This window comes from Streptomyces sp. CY-1 (assembly GCF_047218265.1).
Taxonomy (GTDB): domain Bacteria; phylum Actinomycetota; class Actinomycetes; order Streptomycetales; family Streptomycetaceae; genus Streptomyces; species Streptomyces niphimycinicus.
Genome location: NZ_CP178393.1, coordinates 8,849,667 through 8,872,100, shown reverse-complemented (window position 1 = coordinate 8,872,100; position 22,434 = coordinate 8,849,667). Strand labels below are relative to the sequence as shown.

At 73.4% G+C, this 22,434-nt stretch carries 15 protein-coding genes; 9 read left to right on the top strand and 6 right to left on the bottom strand.

Features of this window, described 5'->3' with window-relative positions; translation table 11 throughout:
- The first annotated feature begins 52 nt into the window (after nt 1-52).
- The gene (locus tag ACK1X7_RS38105; RefSeq protein WP_385140502.1) at nt 53-544 is read left to right on the top strand and encodes a DUF1203 domain-containing protein; all 492 of its coding nucleotides are present in this window, start codon (nt 53-55) and stop codon (nt 542-544) included.
- Between the two features lie 118 nt (nt 545-662).
- On the opposite strand, the gene ACK1X7_RS38100 is transcribed toward ACK1X7_RS38105, so the two are convergent.
- A complete protein-coding gene (locus tag ACK1X7_RS38100; protein WP_385140612.1) occupies nt 663-1,385 on the bottom strand; it encodes an endonuclease V in 723 nt (240 codons plus the stop codon).
- Between the two features lie 30 nt (nt 1,386-1,415).
- Here ACK1X7_RS38100 and ACK1X7_RS38095 point away from each other — a divergent pair, with 30 nt between their 5' ends.
- Nucleotides 1,416-1,712 carry a YciI family protein gene (locus ACK1X7_RS38095; RefSeq protein ID WP_385140505.1) on the top strand — a complete coding sequence of 99 codons (297 nt, stop codon included), beginning with the start codon at nt 1,416-1,418 and terminating at the stop codon, nt 1,710-1,712.
- Nucleotides 1,713-1,770: 58 nt separating this feature from the next.
- On the opposite strand, the gene ACK1X7_RS38090 is transcribed toward ACK1X7_RS38095, so the two are convergent.
- Both ACK1X7_RS38090 and ACK1X7_RS38085 read right to left on the bottom strand, forming a co-directional pair.
- Nucleotides 1,771-2,856, bottom strand: a complete 1,086-nt coding sequence (locus ACK1X7_RS38090) for a WD40/YVTN/BNR-like repeat-containing protein (RefSeq protein ID WP_385140508.1) — start codon at nt 2,854-2,856, stop codon at nt 1,771-1,773.
- A gap of 165 nt (nt 2,857-3,021) precedes the next feature.
- Nucleotides 3,022-3,330: a hypothetical protein gene (locus ACK1X7_RS38085; RefSeq protein ID WP_413116344.1), complete on the bottom strand. Its 309-nt coding sequence runs from the start codon at nt 3,328-3,330 to the stop codon at nt 3,022-3,024.
- Between the two features lie 29 nt (nt 3,331-3,359).
- On the opposite strand from ACK1X7_RS38085, the gene ACK1X7_RS38080 reads away from it, so the two are divergent.
- Nucleotides 3,360-3,965: a hypothetical protein gene (locus ACK1X7_RS38080; protein ID WP_413116343.1), complete on the top strand. Its 606-nt coding sequence runs from the start codon at nt 3,360-3,362 to the stop codon at nt 3,963-3,965.
- Nucleotides 3,966-4,729: 764 nt separating this feature from the next.
- Nucleotides 4,730-5,143 (top strand): SsgA family sporulation/cell division regulator, encoded by a 414-nt coding sequence (locus ACK1X7_RS38075; protein ID WP_093465876.1) that lies wholly within the window; start codon nt 4,730-4,732, stop codon nt 5,141-5,143.
- A gap of 143 nt (nt 5,144-5,286) precedes the next feature.
- Here ACK1X7_RS38075 and ACK1X7_RS38070 read toward each other — a convergent pair whose 3' ends face one another.
- Nucleotides 5,287-5,967: a GOLPH3/VPS74 family protein gene (locus tag ACK1X7_RS38070; RefSeq protein ID WP_385140515.1), complete on the bottom strand. Its 681-nt coding sequence runs from the start codon at nt 5,965-5,967 to the stop codon at nt 5,287-5,289.
- 694 nt (nt 5,968-6,661) lie between these two features.
- Nucleotides 6,662-7,330: a hypothetical protein gene (locus tag ACK1X7_RS38065; protein ID WP_390794472.1), complete on the bottom strand. Its 669-nt coding sequence runs from the start codon at nt 7,328-7,330 to the stop codon at nt 6,662-6,664.
- Between the two features lie 246 nt (nt 7,331-7,576).
- On the opposite strand from ACK1X7_RS38065, the gene ACK1X7_RS38060 reads away from it, so the two are divergent.
- Entirely contained in the window at nt 7,577-9,679 is a 2,103-nt protein-coding gene (locus ACK1X7_RS38060) for a transcriptional regulator (protein WP_413116342.1), read from the top strand.
- 93 nt (nt 9,680-9,772) lie between these two features.
- Here the strand turns inward: ACK1X7_RS38060 and ACK1X7_RS38055 are convergent, their stop codons facing one another.
- The gene (locus ACK1X7_RS38055; RefSeq protein ID WP_413116341.1) at nt 9,773-13,318 is read right to left on the bottom strand and encodes a hypothetical protein; all 3,546 of its coding nucleotides are present in this window, start codon (nt 13,316-13,318) and stop codon (nt 9,773-9,775) included.
- A gap of 650 nt (nt 13,319-13,968) precedes the next feature.
- Between ACK1X7_RS38055 and ACK1X7_RS38050 the strand changes: the two genes are divergently transcribed.
- From ACK1X7_RS38050 to ACK1X7_RS38035, 4 genes are all read left to right on the top strand, one after another.
- Nucleotides 13,969-15,438 (top strand): aldehyde dehydrogenase family protein, encoded by a 1,470-nt coding sequence (locus ACK1X7_RS38050; RefSeq protein ID WP_413116340.1) that lies wholly within the window; start codon nt 13,969-13,971, stop codon nt 15,436-15,438.
- The gene (locus ACK1X7_RS38045) at nt 15,435-16,985 is read left to right on the top strand and encodes an APC family permease (protein ID WP_385140529.1); all 1,551 of its coding nucleotides are present in this window, start codon (nt 15,435-15,437) and stop codon (nt 16,983-16,985) included. The genes ACK1X7_RS38050 and ACK1X7_RS38045 overlap by 4 nt, the downstream gene beginning before the upstream one ends.
- A gap of 29 nt (nt 16,986-17,014) precedes the next feature.
- Nucleotides 17,015-18,559: a GMC family oxidoreductase gene (locus ACK1X7_RS38040; protein ID WP_413116339.1), complete on the top strand. Its 1,545-nt coding sequence runs from the start codon at nt 17,015-17,017 to the stop codon at nt 18,557-18,559.
- A 184-nt stretch (nt 18,560-18,743) separates the two neighbouring features.
- The gene (locus ACK1X7_RS38035) at nt 18,744-22,433 is read left to right on the top strand and encodes a S8 family serine peptidase (protein WP_413116338.1); all 3,690 of its coding nucleotides are present in this window, start codon (nt 18,744-18,746) and stop codon (nt 22,431-22,433) included.
- Nucleotide 22,434 lies beyond the last annotated feature (1 nt).

Below are 22,434 nucleotides of genomic sequence, written 5' to 3'. Positions count from 1 at the left end.
CCCGTCCGAATCCCGCCAGCACTCCAGGAGCCCACCGGCCAGTCTGGAACGCATGAGCGAGAACTACGAGATGCGGGCCATCGCGCCCGAGGTGCTGAAGCAGTTGCGGATCACGGACGACGCGGGAAACCCGCCGCGCGTGGTGGTGGACGACGAGGAGGGCGGCAGCCCGATGCGCTGCTGCCTGGGCCGGAGCCGGCCGTACGAGACCATCGCGCTCGTCTCCTACGCCCCGCTGCGCCGCTGGGCGCAGGAGACGGGGGCCAGGCCCGGCCCGTACGACGAGGTCGGCCCGGTCTTCATCCACCCCGACGAGTGCGACGGCTGGAGCGGCCCCGGGATCGCGGACGGCATCCCGGGCGAGCGGCGGGTGCTGCGGGCGTACTCCGCCGAGGGCAACATCCTCGGCGGCCGACTGCTGAACGACGGCGAACCGACGATCGAGGAGGGGCTGGCCGAGCTGTACGCGGACCCGCGGGTGGCGGCGGTGCATGTGCGCGCGGTCGAGTTCGGCTGCTTCCTGGCCGAGACGCGACGGGTCTGAGGCATCCGGCACCCCGGGGGCAGGCGACGCCGGGGGGTACAGGGGTTCGCCCGGCGCCGTGCTCGAAGTACCGCGTGCACCGCCGCCACGTTCGGACGTCGGACTCACCACACCGCGTTCAGAGCGTGGCGGCCTTCAGGGCCCGGCGGCACAGCGCGTCCGCGCGCCGTGTCGTCTCGGGCTGCCGGAAGTCGCGGGCCAGATGCAGGGTGTACGCGCAGGCGTCCGCGACGGTCGCCCGATGGCCGACGGAGACGAAGAGCGGCTTCACACCGTCGCGGGTGCGCAGCGCCCGGCCGACCTCCTCGTCCCCGTCGAGCAGCGCCGACCAGTCGCCGCGGCGCGGCCCCGGGTCGGCGTGGCGGAAGCCGAAGGGGTTCTTGGCGACGCCGATGGTGGGCAGCCCGGTGAGCACCCCGAGATGGCTGGCCAGCCCGAACCGGCGGGGGTGGGCGAGGCCGTAGCCGTCGCACACCACCAGGTCGGGGCGGCGGCCGAGCCGCAGGGCGAGGTCGCCGAGCGCGTCGAGGACGGCCGGGATCTCACGGAACGCCAGCAGCCCGGGGACGTACGGGAAGGTGACCCGGCCGACCGCGGTCGCCTCCGCGACGACGGCGAGGTCACGGGCGTCCAGGGCGACGGCGGCGGCCGCGACGAGGTCGTGCTCGTCGTCGTACGCCACGTCCACCCCGACGAGCGCGCCGGTGCCGGTGCCCGGCTCGGGCAGCTCCCCGCCGACGACCACGGACGCCCGCGTCCGCTCCTGGACGGCGATGGCCTCGGCCTCGGTCGAGGGCCAGTCCCGGGGCAGCTCATAGCGTGGATCGACGGCGCTGGTCATCGTGTGGCTCACGTTACTAGCCTGCACGTCATGTTCGTACTGGAGATCACATACACCGCCTCGGCCGACCGCGTCGAGGCCGCCCGCCCGGAACACCTCGCCTGGGTGGACGACCACTTCGCGAACGGCGCCTTCCTCGCCTCCGGCCCCAAGAATCCCCGCGACGGCGGGGTCATCCTGGCGCTCGGCGACGACCGGGCGAGGATCGAGGAGATGGTGGCGAGTGATCCCTTCATCGTCGCGGGCATCGGCGAGTACACGATCACCGAGTTCCTGGCCACCCGCACGGCCCCGGCCCTGGCCGAACACCGCCAACAGCAGCCGTAAGGACCGCGCGGGACGGCCGCGGGGTCCTTACGGACCTCTGAAAGGGGCAGCAGTGTCCTTACGGACCGCTCGTCGGCTCCATCCGGGCGATGCGGCCCTGTTCGCCCGCCGCCCAGCAGGCGAGGTCCGGAGTGCAGTCGACCGTGTCGTAGGAGCCCTGGTCGACGGGGCGCCAGGTGCGGCCCGCGTCGAGGGTGAGGTCGGTGCCCGTCGGGCCGACCGCGAGGGCCGCGCGGGCGCTGTACGGGAGCCAGGTGACGCCCGAGCGGTACGCGGGTGGCGGCTGGGCGGACGGGGTCCAGTGGGCGCCGCCGTCCCCCGTGACGGCCGCGGCCCGCGGGGACGGCTCGCCGGGGCGGTAGTCGCCACCGACGGCGATGCCCTTACGGTCGCCGCGGAAGGCCAGCCCGAAGACCCCGCGCGCGGGGTCACCCGCCGGGATCGGCGCATCGGTCACCGTCCAGGTGCGACCCCGGTCGGTGGAGTGGAACACCCGGGCGGTGGCGGCGCCACCCGTGGCGAACCACGCGCCGCGGCTCCCGGCGGCGACCAGGCACTGCCCGCTCGCCGCGAACGACGCCTCGCCCGGCTGCGCCGCTGGCATCCCGTCCGACGGCAGGACGCGCCAGTTGCGGCCGCCGTCGCCGGTGGCCAGGATGCGGTACCGGCCGTCCACCGGGTCGCTCAGCGCGATCCCATGGCGGGCGTCGAAGAACGTCATGCAGTCGTAGAAGGCGCGTGGATCGGTGTTCCGGAAGCTCTCGCTCCAGGTGGCGCCGCCGTCCTCCGTGCGGAAGACCCGTGACGCCTCGCCCTCGCCGATGGCCAGCACCACCGCCCGGCGCGCGTCGAACGCCTCCACATCGCGGAACTCCAGCCCCTCCGCACCGGGCGGCGAGACATTGGCCCAACTGCGCCCGCCGTCGCGCGTCCGCAGCACCGTGCCCTTGGTGCCCGCGACCCACGCCGTCGTACGGCTGATCGCGGCCAGCCCACGGAACCGGGCGTCGGTGCCGCTCTCCTTGAGCTGCCAGCCCAGCCCCAACCGGCCCTCGCCGCCCGCCGGTCGCGCATGGGCGGGCACGGCCACCACGGCGGCGAGCGCCGCCCCGCAGAGCCCGGCCGCCACCGCACGTCTCATCATGCCCACGATCCCCATGCCCCTCATGGGCCTGGAAGCTAGCCCATGCACGGGATCGACGTCCATGGACGCGTGAACGGACGATCGGGAAGGCGGCGGACGGCGCCGACCATAGGGCGCGGCGGACGGTGCCAACCGTAAGGCGCTCAGGACGACCCGCGACCCTCCCTAGTGGGAGACGCAGAGCCGGACCACGAGCGAGACGCAGCCACGGGAGTCGCCGGAGCCGGGGTCGGTCGGCTTGGCCGTGGGCCGCTGCGTCGGCTCGTCCGTGGGCTGTCCGCTCGGGGTGCCCTCCGGGTCCTTGGTCCCGCCGTCCGTGGGCTTCCCGGTCGGCTCGTCGGTCGGCCGGTGCGACGGGCTGCCCGACGGGGAGGAGGAGGCGGATGAAGAGGGCGAGCCGGACGACGGCGGCCGGGACGAGGGCGAAGCGGAGGAAGCGGACGACGGCGCCTTCCGCGAGGGGCGAGACGGCACTGGACGGCACATCCGCCGGGGAGTGCCCCGTGGGCACACTCGACGTGGACGGCCGGTTCCGGGACGCCTCCCCCGGGGCACCCGCCCGCGACCCGTCCGAGTGCCGCGAGGCCCCGGACGTGGCGGACGCACCCGAGGCCGACGAGGAGCCGGATGGAGCGGAAGAGTCGGATGTGTCCGATATGGAAGGCGCTGACACCCCGGCCGGTTGCTGGGCCTCCGCCGAGCCGCCGTCCGTCAGGGCGAGCCCCGTCATGACCGCCGCCCCCGCGACCAGGAGCACCCCGCCCGCGGCCGCCGCGACCGCCACCGGCCCCGCCTGGCGTACCTGCCCGCGGACGAGATGGTGCATGGAACGGCGGGAGGAGACCAGCGGGCCGTTCGAGGGGGCCGCGTGCGCACCACCGGCCGCCAGGGCGCCCACTCCGGCCACCCCTGCGTCGCTCACCGCTGCGGCGCCCACCGCTGCGGCGGCCGCCAGGGGCGCCAGGAAGCGCGCCATGCCGCGGTCGTACAGCGCCAGCAGCGCCGGGCCGGTCAGTGCGGGCAGCCGGTCGTCGGCCGCGACGAGCTGCTCCATCCGGCCCCGGCAGTCCCGGCAGCCGTCGATGTGCACGGCGATCAGCTCGGCCTGATGCGGGGAGTCCGTGCCCTGCACATGGCCGGGCAGCCGCTCCCAGTGCTCACCGCACGCGGCGCTCGCCGGATAGCCGGGCTGGGCACGCAGGAACTCCTGGCGCACGCTCCCCCGGACCCGCTCCACCAGGGCCGCCGCGCCGTCCGGGCTCACCCCGGTGCGCCACGCCACGTCCTGGGGCGGCAGCCCGTCCACCTCGGCGAGCCAGAGCACCTTCACCCAGCGCTGCGGCAGCTCATGGAGGACCTCCACGAGCGGTTCGAGGTACGACGCCTGCTGTGCCGGGCCCCAGCCCCCCGCCCCGGCCGACAGCTCCCTTACGGCGCTCGTCAGCTCGGCGGGGACGGCGTCGGCGCCGAGCCGATGCCCGGCACGCAGCCGGCGCCACACGCTGTAGTGCGCCTCGGCCACCAGGTCCCCGGCAACCCAGGGGTTACCGGTAAGAGTTCGGGCATATCCGCACAGACGCGAATATTCGGCTTGGTAGATACGGGTGTAGGCGGCCGCGTCGAGCGGTGCGTGACCTTCGGTCATGGTGGAACAACCCCTGGGGTGGGTGCCTCGTCAATGCCGCCGTTCTGTAACAGCTCCGCACGGCGCCCCGAGACCTTGCATGGTTTGGCAAGCCTAAATGCCCTATGTCCCCTCGAAAAAACACTCGTGACGCACGTCACGTCGAAAGCGGGTGCACTGCCCTGATCGCCCAAACGTCTTAACCAACGAAAGGGCGACGCGCCCCGCACCTATCGCAAGGGAGCCGACGTGACCACTGTCATCGATCAAGCCGTCCAGGCACAGCTCATCGCGTCGACGCCCGAGTCACGCGCGATTCCGGCGTGCCTGCGCTATGAGCGGGACGACCCGTTCGCCGTCCGCGTCTCGTTCCCGCCCTCCGCGTCCCTCGACGGCTCCGCGGTGGAGTGGACGTTCGGGCGGGAGCTGCTCTCGGCCGGGCTGCGCGGCCCGGCGGGCAGCGGGGATGTGCAGATGTGGCCGTGCGGACCGCGGCGGACGGTCCTGGAGTTCCACGCCCCCGAGGGCATGGCCATGGTCCAGTTCGACACCGCGGATCTCCGCAGATTCCTCGGCCGCTCGTTCGCCATCGTCCCCGAGGGCAGTGAGGCCGGGGAGCTCGACCTGGACCAGGGCCTGGCGTCACTGCTGAGAGACGCCTGAGCCGGAACGGATATCCGTGAGCCCGCCCGCCCGTACGGACGCCTGGAGCCCGTACGTACGGATACCTGTGAGCCCGCCCTTACCGACCTTACGGACACCCGTGAGCCCGTACAGGCGCTTGAGCCCGCCCTTACGGTGAGAGGTCAGGTGGCGGTCGCGGTCGTGGTCGCCGCCAGCATGGCCGTGGCGACGGCGGCGGCGAGCGCCGTCCGCACCTGGGCGATCACCTTCTCCAGCACCGGCCCCATGCCCCCGCAGCGCTCCCCCAGTTCGAGGATCCGGTGCTTGCGGACCTTGGCGTCCGTGGCCGTCACCACGGCCCTCAGCTCGCCCGCCGCCGCCAGGGTGACAAGCGCCGCGTCCCGTTCGGACACTTCGGCCGCCGGCTGCTCGCCGTGCAGTACACGCACCGCGTCATCCCGCATCCCGGCCACCTGATCGGGCCGTTCCAGCGTGTACTCCTTTGCCGGGAACAGCCCCAGCACCCGCCTCCCCTTCGCCCGCACATAACCGGCCGCCACCATCTGGTCGCGGACCGCGTGTTCGGTCAGCCGCGGCTGATGTCCCACCCAGATCTGCCAGCTTCGCGGCCGGGATTCGCCGATCAGCTCCAGCAGCCCGTCGAGCGCCCGGTCTCCGGTGGCGGCGTCGGCCACCGGGCAGGGGCTGCCGTCGGTGTCGGTGAGCATGCCCCGCTGAACGAGTTCGGTCAGGGCGGCGGCGCGGACCAGGAGGGCGGTGTGAGCGCCGGTGGGCATGCCGGTCTCGGGGTCGTAGGAGAGCAGGTAGAGGGAGGCGGCGAGGGAGAGCGAGCCGTTCGGCATGGGAACCTCCGACGGTCGGGCGTCCGGTGGGGCGGCGTACCTCGACCATATCGGCCACGCGCCCCCATGATCGACCCTCCGCCCCGAGGTCCCGGCGGCGCCGGACAGGTCATCCTCCCCGGGGCGCGGCCGCCCCGGGGGCCCGTCGCCTCCGTACGGGATAGGGCGGGCCCGGCCCCGGGTCCGGACCGTCCCGGGGTCCGTCGCCTCCGTACGGGATACGGCAGCCCGGCCCCGGGTCCCGGCCGGTTCGGGGCCCTTCGCCGTACGGGGCACAGCAGGCCCTGAGCCCGGCCGTCCCGGGGTCCTTCGCCCCCGGAGGGCCCCGGCTGGCCCCGGACACGCGGAGATGGCGGCCACGCGTACCCCCGTGTGTACGCGTAGCCGCCACCGGCCCCATTCCCCCGTTGGCCCCTCGGGCCTGTCACCCCCGTCGGCCCGTCGGCCCCTCAGGCCGTCTCATCCCCCGTCAGCCCCCTCGGGCCACGTCCCCCATAAGCCCCCGTCTGGCTATGCCCCCGTCGGCCTCCTTGGGCGTGTAACCCTCGTTGGCCGTAGACCGCATGGCCCCCCGTTCGCCCCGTCGGCCCCTCAGGCCGCATCGCCCCCGTCCGGCCCTCGGGGCCGTCACCCTCGTGGGCCCGTCTGCCCTCGGCCCCCGCACCGCCCCCGTCAGGGCGCCGTCAGGGCCTGCTCAGGGGTGGTACAGCTTCACCACCGCGGTCGTGGTGGTGCGCTTGAAGTCGGCCACCGGGGCCTGGTCGTAGCCGCCCATCTCGCCCCACGACACGACCGTGACGGTCCGGCCGTCGCGTCCCACGCCGAAGAGGTGGATGCCCGGCTCCGAGTCCGGGTACGAGGTGTGGACGCCGTAGACATGGGCGCCGTCCTCGGCGGTCAGCGCGCCGTAGTCCCGCCCGGAGGCGGTGCCCTCCGGATAGTCACGCACCCAGTCCGCGGCGCAGTTCTGGATCTTCTTCTCGGCCGCGGCGGCGAGCTTGCGGGCCGCCTCCACCGTGCCGGTCCTGACCACGATCTGCGTGGCGCTCGTGTCGTACTCGGTCCAGAACGTGCGATGCGTCGCCCCGGCCGACGGCAGGGTCTTCTCCACGCAGAACGGAGCGGTCTCGGGCAGGCCCCGAGTGACATCACCGGCGTACCAGTCCGAACTCCGATGCGGCGGCAGCTCCCTCGGCACGAGGTGGCCGGGGGTGCCCTGGAGCACGGCCGCCTGCGCCTCCGCCCGGGCCGATGGTGCGTGGGCCTGGGCCGGCCCGGTCCCGGCCACGGCCACGACGGCGGCCGCGGCCACGACGCCTGGCGCGGCACCGCGGAAGCGGAATGAGTGCGTGGGCTTGCGCATGAGGTGTTTCCCCGTCTCTTCACGATCTCAGCATCTGTGCAGGTCCGCCGCCGCACCGGGAGGTCGCGGCGGCAGGACAAGCGTGTGCGCCACCTGGCCGTGGCCGCTACGACCGGCGGGGCATACGGGACGCTGGAACGCCTGCACGTACGCTGACTTGGGGGTATGACAGCACCCTGGAACGCGCCCGTGGAACGCCCACGGGACGAAGTCGCGGTGCCGGGGACGAAATGGGGGGTGGTGGGCGTGGGGAACGCCAAAGAGGTTGAGGATTTCGCCGAGAGACTGCGGGCGCTGAAGGAGCGATCGGGCCGCAGTTACGGCTCGCTGGCCACACGACTGCACGTCAGCACGTCCACGCTGCACCGCTACTGCAACGGCGACGCGGTCCCGGCGGAGTACGCCTCCGTGGAGCGCTTCGCCCGGCTGTGCGGCGCCACCCCGGAGGAACTGCTCGCCCTTCACCGCCGCTGGATCCTCGCGGATGCCTCCAGACGCCGCGCACGCGAGGCCGACCGCGAGAGCGCGACCGGCCGCGCGGCGGGCGGCGGCACGGCGTCGGCCCCGCGCGGGGGCGGGGCCGACCGCCCGGCGACGGGCGGCGCCGCAGCGCGGGAGACGGACGCGCGGCCTGCTGACGGCGCCGCGTGGGAGGCGGACACGCGATCCGCAGACGGCACCGGGCTGGAGGCCGATCGCGAGAGCGCGGTCGGCCGCCCGGCCGTGGACGGCGCAGCGCGGGAGGCGGACCCGCGGTCCGCTGACGGTAAGTCACGGCGAGCAGCCGACAGACGAGAAGGCGCCGAGGACTTGTCGGCGACGTCGGCCACCTCCGAAAGCGCCGCCTCGCCCGACGCCCACCCGGCCGCCGACCGCCGTCCGGGGCTCGCTGCCACGTCGGGCCCGGACTCGGTGACGGCCCCTCCTCCGGGTGGGACCACCGAAGTCGGGTCCGAACACCGCACGAAGGCCGCCGAAGCCGGGGCCGCAAACCTCGCGCAGATCACCACTGCCCGTCCATCCACACCCGCCGAAGCCGCCTCCACGACCGGCACCCCGAACGGCCGCACCACGGCCGCCAGCGAGCCCGACCTCTCACCGGGTCGCCCCGAAGGGGCCACCGGGCCGGATCGGGCGGTCCTCGGCCAAGGTGGCGCGCACCAGGGCGGCACCGGGCAGCAGCCCGGGCACGCCACCGAACGGACCGGCGACGGCAAGCCCCTGTCCGCGTCGGCCGGACACGCGCCACCGCCCGGCGCGCCTACGGGCGACGCCCGGTCCACGCCCACCGGTAACACCCAGTCCACGCCCACCGGCAACGCCCCGTCCACGCCCACCGCGCGGCGGCGGTTGCGGGCCGTGCCCGGGAGCGACGGCGGCAGCGCCGTCGTGTCACGGGCGCGGCGGCCATGGGCGTTACTCGCCGGGGCCGCCGCCGTCGTCGTGCTCGCCGTCACCGCGGTCGAGGTACGGCCGCCCGGCGAGGACGGCCGTAAGGACGCGGCGGCCTCACCGCCCTCCGCCGCCCCCTCGTCCACGCCTCGCTCCGGGCCGAGCGCCCGCGGGCATCTGGACCGTCAGAAGACGGACGGCGACGACGCGTCCGGCGCACCGCACGGCGACGACAAGGACCGTAAGGGCGAGCGCGGCAAGGAGCAGAGGGCCAATGGGGGCGCCTCCGGCTCTCCCGCGCCCGGCGCCTCCAAGGGCTCGGACGGCGGCGGCTCCACCCAGGTCCCGCTCACCCTCTCCACCCGTTCCCATGTCTGGGAGAACGGCTGCGGCCACCGCTATCTCATCGACCGGTCCCCGTCCGAGGTCGCCCCGCCGCCCACCGAGCAGGACGCCCCGACCTGGGCCGCCGCCCATGGCGCGGTGCACGGCGGGACCACCAATGTCGAGGTCACGGTGCAGGGCCGGGCCTCGTCGGCGGTCGTCCTCCAGGCCCTGCATGTACGGGTCGTGGGCCGCCGCACCCCGCTCGCGTGGTCGTCGTTCGCCATGGACAACGGCTGCGGGGGCTCCCTCACCCCGCGCGCCTTCTCGGTGAATCTGGACGCCGCCCGTCCGCTGGCCCACCCCACCGAGGGCAACGACGCGGGCAAGCCGATCCCCGCCGTCCGCTTCCCCTACCGCGTCTCGGCCTCCGACCCGGAGGTGCTGCTGGTCAACGCCCGTACGGCGGGCTGCGACTGTAGCTGGTACCTGGAGCTGGACTGGGCGAGCGGTGGCCGCTCGGGGACGCTGCGGATCGACGACCAGGGCTCGCCGTTCCGCACCAGCAGCATCAAGGGACGCCCGCAGTACGCCTACGACTACACCGACGGCTCCTGGCACACGAGCGAGTGAGCCACTGAGCGAATGAGCCACTGAGCAAGTGAGCAAGTGAGCAAGTGAGCACCCGGCGGCGACACCCGCCTCACGCCACCGGCGACACCCGCCTCACTCCACCGTCGTCGTCAGCCGCAGCGCCGCGTCCCGCACATCCGCGTGCGGGTGTCCGCGCAGCGAGCGCAGCCGCTCCCGCCAGGGCTCCGCCCATTCCGTACGTGCCCCGCCCACCTCGGTGAGGGTCGCGGCGAACAGCCCGGAGGCGTGGCCTCCGTCCTCGTCGAGTTGGCCCGCGGCACGCAGCAGACCGGCGTCGGAGCCCGGCCGCAGCGCGGTGTTCAGCCGTCGGCGCAGGGCGTCGGCGGTGTGGACGGCGAGCGCGGGGCGGGTGGTGTGCAGCCGGGCGAGGCGGGCGAGCCCGGCGGACAGCGGGCCGGGGCGGGCGTCCAGGTCGAGGGCGTTCACCAGCACATGGGCGGCCTCCGGGATGAACGTCTCGTATCCGGCGAGGAGTTCACCCGCGGCCCGCGCGGTGCGCCGGGTCACGCGGGGCCGCATCCGGGCCCGGGTGGCGAGCCGGTCGGCGAGGTGCTGGATGCGGCGGCGGGCGGGGCGGTCGCGGTCCGGTTCGGCGTCGGGGCCGCCGGGCCGGGCGTCGGCGGTGACGAGGGCGGCGAGCGCCCAGGCCAGTGGGTTGTCGCCGGGCGACCCGTCGGGGGCCGCGGCCATCAGGTCCAGCAGGGCGTCGGCGGCGGGCCGCCAGCTCGCCCGGTTGCCCAGGTCGGTGACGGCCTCGACCAGCACGGCCGCCGCGTCCGGCGCCCACGGTGACCACCCGGCCAGCGCCCCGTATCCGGCCGCCGCCACCTCGGGGTCGTCGGTGTCGCAGACGACGCGTATGAGCTGGGCGTAGCGGCCGCGGTGCGCCTCGGGGAGGTCCAGGGGGCGGGTGCGCAGCACGGCGTGGCGCAGTTCGCGCCGTCCGCTCGCGGCGGCGGTCAGCAGCTCCCAGGAGCGTTCGGCGTCGAGCGGCCGGGTGGCGAAGGCGACGCAGGCGGCCTGCACATCGGGGTGCTGGCCGGACAGTTCGAAGGCGTCGGCGAGCAGCGCGGCGGCGTCGGTCACCGGGAGCAGGGTGGCGGCGAGCCGGACGGCCTCCTTACGGCTGGTGACCTTCGCGGGGACGGGCGGTACGGCCGTGGCGACCCCGTCCGGTGCGAGCACCCCGCGCACCAGCCGCCCCAGCCGTGATGGCTCGGCGTACCGGGCCGCTCTGGTGGCCGCGTACACCGCCACCCGGGCCCGGTCGCCGCCCGCGTGGGCCAGCAGGGCGGGCAGAGCGTCCCCGGGGCGGTCGGTCCGGGCGAGGGCGGCGAGGGCGGCCTCGGCCAGGACCACATCCGAGGCGTCGGCCGGGACCACGTCCGGGGCATCGACCCAGGTCCGGACGGTGGCCGCGCCGGTGCCGGGGATCGGCGCGGCGTCGGTGACGGCCGCCGCCCGCTGCCGCGGCCGCAGGGAGGTGTCGGCGGCGGCGCGGTCCAGGAGGCGGGCGGCGGCGGCCTGTTGGCGGGGCAGCCAGCGGCCGGTGTTCCGGCCGGTGGGCGGGGTCCAGTGGGTGCCGGGGGTCAAAAAGCGCCCGTACGGCGGGGTGTCGTCGAGGACGAGGTCGAGCAGATCGGTGCGACGGCGGGTCAGCACGGCCAGGACGGGCGGCAGCACGGCCGCCGAGGGCTCATGCGTCAGCAGCTCGGCCACGCGGGCGTCCCGCTCCGCCGGCGGTTCCAGCCACAGCCCGATGGCGGTGCGGACCGTCGTATCGCTGCCGAACGAGATGGCCTGCCACAGGAGTTCCTGGAGCTCGGGCAGGGTGTGGGCGCGCCGCCCGAGGGAGCGGGCGAGGGCGAACGTCAGCTCGTGGTCGACCCGTTCGGCGCCCGCCTCCAGCCAGGGCCGCAGCGCCTCGAACACCGCCTGCTCCTGGCCGCGCCGCAACTGGTGGTCGAGGCGGCCCAGGTCGGCGGCGCCGACGCTGCCCGCGAGCCGGGTGAGGGTGCGCAGCGCCCAGCCCAGCAACTGCCGCCGCCCGGTGACGGCGTGTTCGCGCAGCAGCGCCACGGCGAGGTGGCGCAGCGCCTGCCGGGTGGCGGAGGAGGAATCGCGGGCGGAGATCGCCTCGGCCGCGATGCGGTCCAGATGCTCGGCGGCGTCGTCGGTGAACAACGCGGGGTGGGTGCGGGCGAGCGCGCCGAGCGCCGCGGAGCGCACCGGGTCCTGTTCGGTGCGCAGCCGCTCCAGCAGCTCCAGCAGGTCGGTGAGGGCGTCCGGGTCACCGGAGCGGGCGACGCACCGGATCAGCAGCGGATAGGCCAGGGCGCGGTCCTCGGCCGAGGAGCGGCGCACGGCGGCCAGCAGCTCCTCGCGCGCCTCCTCTACCGGCAGATGAGCCACCGACTCCAGCACGGTGGTCCAGGGCGCGCCGCGCTCGCGCGCCCGGGCGGCCATCCGGCGGGCCTCGGCCTGGCGGCGGGGGCGCGGCAGGACTTCGAGTACGGCGGGTTCGATGACGGCGTGGGCAGGGTCGCGTCCATCGGTGGCCGCGTCGTAGAACGCGGCGCGGCGGGCGGGCGGCAGCGCGGCCAGCAGCCGGGCTAGCGCGTCCGCGTCGGCGTCGTGCCGCAGGGCGCGGCCCAGTTCGGCCAGCTCGGGCGGGTCGGCGCGGACGATCCGGCGCAGCACGGCCCGGTCCAGCCGGCGCCGGGTGCCGCTGTGCTCGGGGGCGAGCAGCAGCCGTAGCGTGCCGCCGGGCTCGGCCGCCACCAGCGCGGACAGCCGGGCCCGTACGGAGGCGGGCAGTGGGCCCTGGCAGTGGTCCTCCAGCAGCTCCAGCACCCGCTGGGGCTCGGCGGGCGCGGCGAGCGCGACACAGGGCGCGTAACGGGTCCACCAGTCGGTGCGCAGCGGTGCGGGCAGCGCGGTGAGTTGGCGCGCCGCCTCGTCCAGGACGGCCACCGGATGACGGGAGACGAGGGGCCGCCAGGCGCGGACGGCGTGGAACAGCCCGGGCAGCAGCCGCGCCACGGTCTCCGGCCCGCATCCGGGGAGCAGGCGGGCGGCCTCGCCGTCGCCCCAGCGATCCCGGTACGGCTCGATCAGCCGGTCCGCGAGCGCGGTGCGCCGCCCGGCCACGACGGTGCGCACCAGTTCGCGCCGTACGGTGGCGGGCGCGTCGTCGAAGGCCGCCTCCAGGGCGCCGTCCGCGACGGCGGCGGGGCCGCCGCGGCGGGCGGTCTCGAGGGCGCGGTGCCGCACCACGGGGTCCGGATCCGCGAGCCGCGCCGCGAGATGGGCGGTCCGCCCACCGGCGGCCGCGGCCACGGCCGCCAGCCGCCGCTCGTACGTCCCCCGCCGCTCCAGCTCCTCGATCAGCGCCCCCAGCCGCCCCTCGACACTGGCCGCCCTCGCCCGCCCGGCCAGCTCCCGCATCCGGCTGGGGAAGGGCAGCGGATCGAGGACGGCGAGCAGCTCGTCGACGAGGGCGCCGTGGAATTCGGGGCCATGGTGGACTTCGGAGCCCACCTGGGCTTCGAGACCACGGTGGGGCTCGGGGCCATGGTGGACTTCGGGGCCGCGGTGGGCTTCGGACGCGTTGACCATGCCAGGGATTGTGCCGCTCACACCTCCGGTCACACGTATCGCCGGGAAATGGTTTCCCGGAGCACCCGCCACCCCGGCCCCTCGTGCCCGGCCGCGGTCGCTCGGGCCCGGCCGCGGTCGCTCGCGTCCCGCCCGCGCGTGCCGCGATCCGGGCCGCGATGCACACGGCCCCGGCGACCCGCAGCCGAGTGGCGACCCCCGGGCGCGACCCGGCCGAGCCCAGCACGGAGCACGCGGCGTCCGAGGTACGGCGGCAACCCTGGGCGCGACCCGACCGGGCTCGCCGGGATCGCCGGGATCGCCAGGACCGCCAAGGCCACCGGGCCACCGGGCCACCGGGCCCACCGGGCCACCGGCCCACCGGACCACCAGGGCCGCCAGAGCCACCGGGACCACCCGGGCCGCCAGAGCCACCGGGGCCGCCAGAGCCACCGAGGCCACCAAGGCCGCCGGGGCGCCCGCTCGCGTCCCCTTCGCACCCGCTCACCCCCCGCCGCACCCGCTCGCGCCCCGCCGCACCCGCCGCACCCCCGCCTCCCCCACGCCGTGCGAGCGTGACCCGTGCCGCTTACGCTCAGTGTGTGGGCCGGCCGGGTGCGTCGACGGATCCGCCTTGGGACCGGCCCTGTCGTCCGAGCCCGGAGGAGCCCATGCCGGAGCTGTTCATCGGCGGCCACTGGACGACCGCCCTCGACGGACACAGCCGCGAGATCCGCTGTCCGGCGGACGGCTCGCTGGTCGCCGTGGTCGACGAGGCGGGGCCGGGCGACGCCGCCGCCGCGGTGGCGGCCGCCCGGGACGCGTTCGACCGCGGATCGTGGCCCGGCACCCCGGCGGCCGACCGGGGCGGGCTGCTGCTGCGGGTGGCCGATCTGCTGGAGCGCGAGAAGCCGACGCTCGCCCGCGCCGAGTCTCTGGACACCGGGAAGCGGATGGTCGAGAGCGAGTACGACCTCGACGACATCGCGAACTGCTTCCGCTACTTCGGCAATCTCGCCTCCTCCGCCGGGGCCGGCCGGGTGATGGAGGTGGGCAGCGCGGAGATCGACAGCAGAGTGGTGCACGAACCGGTCGGGGTCTGTGCGCTGATCACGCCGTGGAACTACCCGCTGCTCCAGACGGCCTGGAAGGTGGCGCCCGCGCTGGCCGCCGGGAACACCTTCGTCCTCAAGCCCAGCGAGCTGACCCCGCACACCGCGATCCATCTGATGCGGCTGCTGACGGAGGCCGGGCTGCCCGGTGGCGCCGGCAATCTGATCCTGGGTTCGGGGGCCACCGCGGGCGCGCCGCTGGTCACGGACGAACGGGGGGACATGGTGTCGTTCACCGGCGGGGTGGCCACCGGGCGCTGGATCATGTCGGCCGTCGCGCCCACGGTGAAGAAGCTGGCCCTGGAGCTGGGCGGCAAGAACCCCAATATCGTCTTCACCGACTGCGATTTCGACACCGCGGTCGACTACGCGCTCACGGCGGTGTTCCTGCACTCCGGACAGGTCTGCTCGGCCGGCGCCCGGCTGCTGGTCCAGGAGCAGTTGCATGACGCGTTCGTCGACGAGATCGTGCATCGCGCCCGGAACATCCGGCTGGGCGGGCCGTTCGACGAGAACGCCCGCACCGGGCCGCTGATCTCCGCCGGGCACCGCCAGAAGATCGTCGACTATGTGGCGGCGGGGATCGACGAGGGGGCGGTGCTGCGCTGCGGCGGTACCCCGCCCGACGATCCGGAACTGGCGAAGGGCTACTACTTCCTGCCGACCGTCCTGGACGACTGCACCCCGGACATGTCCGTGGTGCAGGAGGAGTCCTTCGGCCCGGTGCTCACCGTGGAGCGCTTCCGGGACGAGGACGAGGCCATCGCGCTCGGCAACGACACGGTGTACGGCCTGGCGGGCGGGGTGTGGACGCAGGACGCGGAGAAGGCGCAGCGGGTGGCGTCCCGGCTGCGGGCCGGGACCGTATGGATCAACGACTTCCATCCGTATGTCCCGCAGGCCGAGTGGGGCGGGATGAAGCAGTCGGGTATCGGCCGTGAGCTGGGCCCGTCGGGGCTGCATGAGTACCAGGAGCTCAAGCACATCTGGCGCAACACCGCGCCCCGTCCGCAGCGGTGGTTCGAATGACGGCGAGCGAGTCCGCCGAACCACCGCCGAAGCCCCGGCCGGAGGACGGTTCGCATGACGACGACTCGCTCGCCGAACTCGGCTACCGCCCGGAACTCAAGCGCACCCTGGGCAACTTCCACACCTTCGCCGCCGGGATCAGCTACATCTCCATCCTGACCGGCACCTTCCAGCTCTTCTACTTCGGTGTCGCGCACGGCGGCCCGGCGTACTGGTGGTCGTGGCCGATGGTGTTCTGCGGGCAGTTGATGGTGGCGCTGAGCTTCGCCGAGCTGGCCGGCCGCTATCCGGTGGCCGGTTCGGTCTACAACTGGTCCAAGCTGCTGGGCGGTCCGCATGTGGGCTGGCTGGGCGGCTGGATGATGATGACGGCCTCGATGGTGTCGCTGGCGGCCGTGGCGCTCGCGTACCAGGTGACGCTGCCGCAGATCTCCTCGTTGTTCCAGTTCATCGGCGACGGCTCGACGGGGACCGAGCGCGCGGCCAACGCGGTGCTGCTCGGCAGTGTGCTGATCCTGTTCACCATGATGGTCAACGGCTTCGGGGTGAAGCTGATGGCCAGGATCAACTCCGCGGGCGTGGCCATCGAGCTGATCGCCACGGTGGTGCTGATCCTGCTGCTGGCCGCGAACGTCGCCCGCGGCCCGTCCGTGGTGGTGGACACCTTCGACCATGGCCAGGGTCAATCGCTGGGCTATCTGGGCGCGTTCCTCACCGCCTCGCTGGCCTCGGCGTATGTGATGTACGGCTTCGACACGGCGTCCTCGCTGGGCGAGGAGTCCGTGGACCCGGGCCGTAACGCGCCGCGGGCCATTCTGCGGGCGCTGGTGGCGTCGTTCGCCCTCGGCGGGCTCATTCTGCTCTTCGCGCTCATGGCGGTGCCCGACCTCCACGACAAGCGGCTGGCGGTGAACGGCCTTCAGTTCGTGGTGCTCTCCACGCTCGGCCACGGTGTGGGGCTGCTGGTGCTGTGGTGCGTGGTCATCGCGATCACCGTATGCGCGCTGGCCGTGCACACCGCCGCCATCCGGCTGATGTTCGCCATGGCCCGGGACAACAATCTGCCCGGCGGCTCCCGGCTGGCCCGGGTCCATCCGCGGTTCCAGACCCCGCTGCTGCCTGCGGTTCTGATCGGGCTGGTGGCCATCGCGATCCTGGTGCTCAACATCAACCAGCCGCAGATCTTCTCCGTGGTCACCAGCATCGCGATCATCATGATCTATTTCGCGTATCTGATGGTCACCCTGCCCATGCTGGTACGGCGGCTGAGGGGCCGATGGCGCCCGGCCGAGGGCCGCTTCTCGCTGGGGAAACTGGGGCTGCCGGTCAATGTGCTGGCCGTGCTGTGGGGCACCGCGATGACCGTCAACCTCGCCTGGCCCCGGGCCCAGGTGTACAACGCCACCGGACCACAGCACTGGTATCTGCGCTGGGGGGCGGTCCTGTTCGTCGGCGTGGTCGCACTGGGCGGCTTCACCTACTACTGGTTCGTCCAGCGGACCCGTACGGGTGTGCTCGCCGAACACGCGGCCGCCACCACCCCGTGACGACGTGAGGACGTGAGGAGGAGAGGCCCGTGGACCAGTTCGACTACGTGGTGGTGGGCGGCGGTACGGCCGGATCGGTCGTCGCGGCGCGGCTGTCCGAGGACCCCTCGGTGCACGTCTGCCTGCTGGAGGCGGGCCCGTCCGACGTCGGGGACGACAACATCCTGCGGCTGAACCGCTGGATGGGGCTGCTGGGCTCCGGCTACGACTGGGACTACCCGGTCGAACCGCAGGAGAAGGGCAACAGCTTTCTGCGCCACGCCCGCGCCAAGGTGCTCGGCGGCTGCTCCTCGCACAACTCCTGCATCGCCTTCTGGGCCCCCGCCGAGGACCTCGACGAATGGGCCGCCATGGGCCTGGACGGCTGGTCGGCCGCCGACTGCTTCCCGCTCTACCGGCGCCTGGAGGACAACGACGCGCCCGGCGACCACCACGGCCGCGGCGGCCCGGTCCGGATCCGCACCGTACCGCCCGAGGACCCGTGCGGCCGGGCGGTGCTGGCGGCCTGCGAGGAGGTGGGAATCCCGATCACCCCGTTCAACACCGGGACGACGGTGACGCGCGGCGCCAACTGGTTCCAGATCAACGCCCGCGAGGACGGCACCCGCTGCTCCGCCTCGGTCGCCTACCTCCACCCCGTCATGGACTCCCGGCCCAATCTGGAGGTCCGCACCGGGTTGCAGGCCAAACGGCTGGTCCTCGACGAGAACGTGCGCTGCACCGGCGTCGAGTACCTCTCCCCCGATCTGATCCACACCCTGCGGGTGCACGCCCGCCGCGAGGTCATCGTCTCCTGCGGCGCCATCGACACCCCGAAGCTGCTGATGCTCTCCGGTATCGGCCCGGCCGGACATCTGCGGGAGACGGGGGTGGAGGTGCTCGTGGACTCCCCCGGGGTCGGTGGCAACCTCCAGGACCACCCCGAGGGCGTCATCATGTGGAACGCCGAGCAACCCATGATCAACACCTCCACCCAGTGGTGGGAGATCGGCATCTTCGCCGCCACCGAGCCTGACCTGGACCGCCCGGACCTGATGTTCCACTACGGCGCGATGCCCTTCGATATGAACACCTACCGCCGTGGCTACCCCACCTCGGAGAACGCCTTCTGCCTCACCCCGAACGTCACCCGGGCCCGCTCCCGGGGCACCGTACGGCTGGCCACCCGCGACTTCCGCGACAAGGCGCGCGTGGACCCCCGCTACTTCACCGACCCCTACGACATCGGCATCATGACCCGCGGTCTGCTGCTCGCCCGCAAGATCGCCGCCCGGCCCGCGCTGGCCCTGTGGGCGGGCGCCGAGCTGACCCCCGGGCCCGATGCGCACGGCGAGGACGAGCTTGCCGCCTACATCCGCGAAACCCACAACACCGTCTACCACCCGGCGTGCACGGTGCGGATGGGCGCGCCCGACGACGCGGACGCCCCGCTCGATGCGCGGCTGAGGGTCAAGGGCGTGACGGGGCTGCGGGTCGCGGACGGCTCGGCGATGCCGTATCTCATCGCCGTCAATCCGTGCATCACGACGATGATGATCGGCGAGAAGTGCGCGGACATGATCAAGCAGACGTAACCGAACGGCAGCGCCACCCCCTGACCCCAGCGGACACTCCCCCAGCCCTCCGTCACCCCATGGCCGATCGGAGCATTGGCACTACCCGGCCACGGCATTCCCTTGAGCACGCCGGCCCACGGCGACCACTCTGATCGCACTTCCGGCACAACGGTCGGAATGCGATGAGGGAGGAAGCCAACCGATGCGAAGATCGCGCCGCCTTTTGGCCGCGGTGGGCGTCGCCGGTGTGCTCGGCGGCCTGGCCACCCCGGTGGCGAGCGGGCAGCCGTCCCAGCGGGGGGCCACGGGAACACCGGCCGCACCGGTCCGTACGCAACAGCACACGGTCACCCTGATCACCGGTGACACGGTCACCGTCACCACCGGCGCCGACGGCAGGTCCGCCGTGGACGTCGAACGAGGCCACGGCCGCGAGTCCGTGGACTTCGTGACGAACGAGAGCGACAAGGAGATCAGCGTCGTCCCGGTCGACGCGCTGAAGCTGCTCTCCGCGAACAAGCTCGACGCGGACCTGTTCAACATCACACAGCTCGTCAAACAGGGCTACGACGACAAGAAGACCGGCTCGCTCCCGGTCATCGCCACCTATCGCACCAAGGCCGCGCACCCGGCCCCCGAGGGCGCGCGCAAGACCTTCAGCCTGCCCAGCGTGGACGGCGCGGCGTTCAGCGCCAGGAAGGCCGACGCGGCGGGCTTCTGGGCCGGCATCAGCCATGACAAGGGGTTACGGAAGCTCTGGCTGGACCGGAAGGTCAAGGCGTCGCTCGACGTCAGCGTCCCGCAGATCGGCGCCCCGGAGATGTGGAAGGCCGGATACGACGGCAAGGGCGTGAAGGTCGCCGTGCTGGACACCGGCATCGACACCACGCATCCGGACGTCAAGGACGCCGTCGAGGACTCCAAGAGCTTCGTCCCGGACCAGACCGTGAAGGACGGCCACGGCCACGGCACCCATGTGGCCGACACCATCGCGGGCAGCGGCGCCGGATCCTCCGGGAAGTACAAGGGCGTGGCACCGGGCGCGAAGCTGCTGGTCGGCAAGGTGATGAACGACGCGGGCGAGGGCTACTCGTCGTGGATCATCGAGGGCATGGAGTGGGCCGCCGCCTCCGGTGCCAAGGTCGTCTCCATGTCGCTCGGCGGACCGGCGTCCGGCCCCTCTGACCCGCTGAGCGAGGCGGTCGACCAGTTGTCGGCGTCCTCCGGGGCGCTGTTCGTGATCGCGGCGGGCAACTCCGGACCGTTCGAAGGGACCCTGGAGACTCCCGGCATCGCCGACTCGGCCCTCACCGTCGGCGCCGTCGACAAGTCCGACAAGTGGGCCACCTTCTCCAGCCGTGGGCCGCGCTCCGGCGACTACGCGGTCAAGCCCGAGATCACCGCGCCGGGAGTGGGCATCACGGCGGCCCGCGCGGCCGGTACGTCCATGGGCACGCCGGTCGACGACCTCTACACCACGGCGAGCGGAACCTCGATGGCCACCCCGCATGTCGCGGGCGCGGCGGCGATCGTCGCGCAGGCCCACCCCGACTGGACCGGCTCGCAGCTCAAGGAGGCACTGGCCAGCACCGCCAGGACCAGTGCGGCGGACGGCCCCTTCACCCAGGGCGACGGCCGGGTCGACGTGCCGCGCGCGGCCACCCAGGGCGTCTTCGGGACCCCGACCCTCAGCTACGGCCAGTACGCGTACGACGCCGACAAGCCCGACCCCAGGATCATCAGATACACCAACGCCACCGCGAAGCCGGTGACGCTGAAGCTGGCGTCCTCGGTCGACGGCGACTCCCTCTCGCTCGGCTCCGACACCGTGACCGTGCCCGCGAACGGCGCGGTCAAGGTCCCGGTCACCGTCGACCCGGCCAAGGCGGGCAAGGGCCGCCATGCCGGGTTCATCACGGCGACCGGCGACGACGGCGCGGTCAAGGTGACCACGGCCGTCGCCTACGAGAAGGCGGAGAAGCTCTACGACCTCAAGGTCAAGCTGCTGGACCGGGAGGGCAACCAGGCGCCGAGCGGGCTCTACACCCTCCAGGAGCTCGGCGACGCGAGCCAGAACCAGTTCGGCTACCTGCTCGGCTCCGACTCCTTCCAGCTCCCGGCCGGCACGTACTCCCTCGCCACCTGGATCCCGGTGCTCGACAGCGGCAGGCACGAGGTCGCGACGAGCGTCGTGGGCGATCCGCAGATCGAGCTGACGGGCGACACCTCCCTCACCCTCGACGCCCGCAAGGCCGTCGAGATCAAGCCACGGACCAAGGAGAAGGACGTCGAATCCCAGGGCGTCACGACCTCCTGGCACCGGGAGCGCGAAGGCGGCAGTTCCTTCGGCCTGACGTACATCATGGGCAAGTGGAGGAAGCACATCTACGCGGCGCCGACCGAGAAGGTCACCGGCGGCCTCTTCGAGTTCTACAGCAGATGGCGGCTGGCGAAGACCCAGTTGACCGCGAGCGTCACCAGCCCCGAGCAGGTGACGCTGAACCCGGAATACGCGACTACGTACACCGGCTGGCCCGTCAAGATCGACGGTAAGCACAAGGTGCGGCTGGTGTCGGCCGGGGCCGGTACGCCCGAGGACTTCGAGGGCCTGGATGTGAAGGGCAAGGCCGTGCTGATGGGCCTGGCGCCCGACGGATGGCCGCAGGACGCCGTCGCCAACGCCACCAAGGCGGGCGCCGCGTACGCCATCGTGTACCGCAGGACGACGGCCGGCCAGTGGATCACCGCGGTCGACAGCGCGACGATCCCCGTCATGTCCGTGCCCGGCGAGGAGGGCGACCGGCTGCTCTCCCTGCTCACCGCGGACGGCGGCAAGGGCAAGGTGACCGTCGAACTCGGCGGCACCGCGGTCAGCCCGTTCGTGTACGACGTGCTGCTGCCGGAAACCGGCGCCATCGGCGAGGACCTCACGTACCCCGTCGACAGCCGCAACACCACCAAGGTCACGGCCCGCTACCACAGCGGGGTGAAGGGTGGGATCGGCGCCGAGGCCACCCACACCTACCGCCCCTACCAGCTCTTCTCGGTGGAGTCGGCGTACGACGTGCCGCTGGGAACGGAGCGCACCGAGTACTACACCGCCGACCCCGACACCCGCGTCTGGCGCACCGTCAAGCAGGACTTCGACAGCGGCGGCGGACGGCAGTGGTCGCCACTGGTGACATATCGGCCCGGGACCAAGCAGACGGTGAACTGGCTGGCGCCCGTGATCCGTCCGACGACCGCCGCCGAGTTCGGTGTCTCGGAGCGCGAGGGCGATGAACTCACCCTCGCCATCCCGGAGTTCGCCGACTCCGGCCCCGGCCACTACGGCTCCTCGGGCGGGGTCGCCCAGGGGTTCGACACGGTGCGGACGAACCTGTACGCGGACGGCAAGCCGGTCGGCGAGGCCCCGTACGGCTCCGGCACCTTCCAGGTGCCCGCCGGAAAGGCCGCGTACCGGCTGACGATCGACGCCCAGCGAAAGGCCGCCTGGTCGGCATACTCGACCAGGACCAGCACGCGATGGGACTTCGCCTCCGCGCACACCGCCCAGGCGACGGCCCTCCCCCTGCTCTCCATCGACTACGACCTCGGCGTGGACCTGCTCGGCCAGGCCAAGGCGGGGCGGAAGTTCGGCTTCGGCGTGACCCCTCGCCACCAGGAGGGCGCCGACGCGAAGTTCACCGGCGCGAAGGCATGGGTGTCCTACGACGACGGCACGACCTGGAAGAAGGTCGAGCTCACCCGCTCCGGCACGGGCTACCGGGCCACGGTCGGCCATCCCCCGCTCGGCGCCACCAACGGCTTCGTCAGCCTGCGCGTCCAGGCCGCCGACGCCGACGGCAATCGAATCGATCAAACGGTCATTCGCGCATATGGCCTGAAGTAGG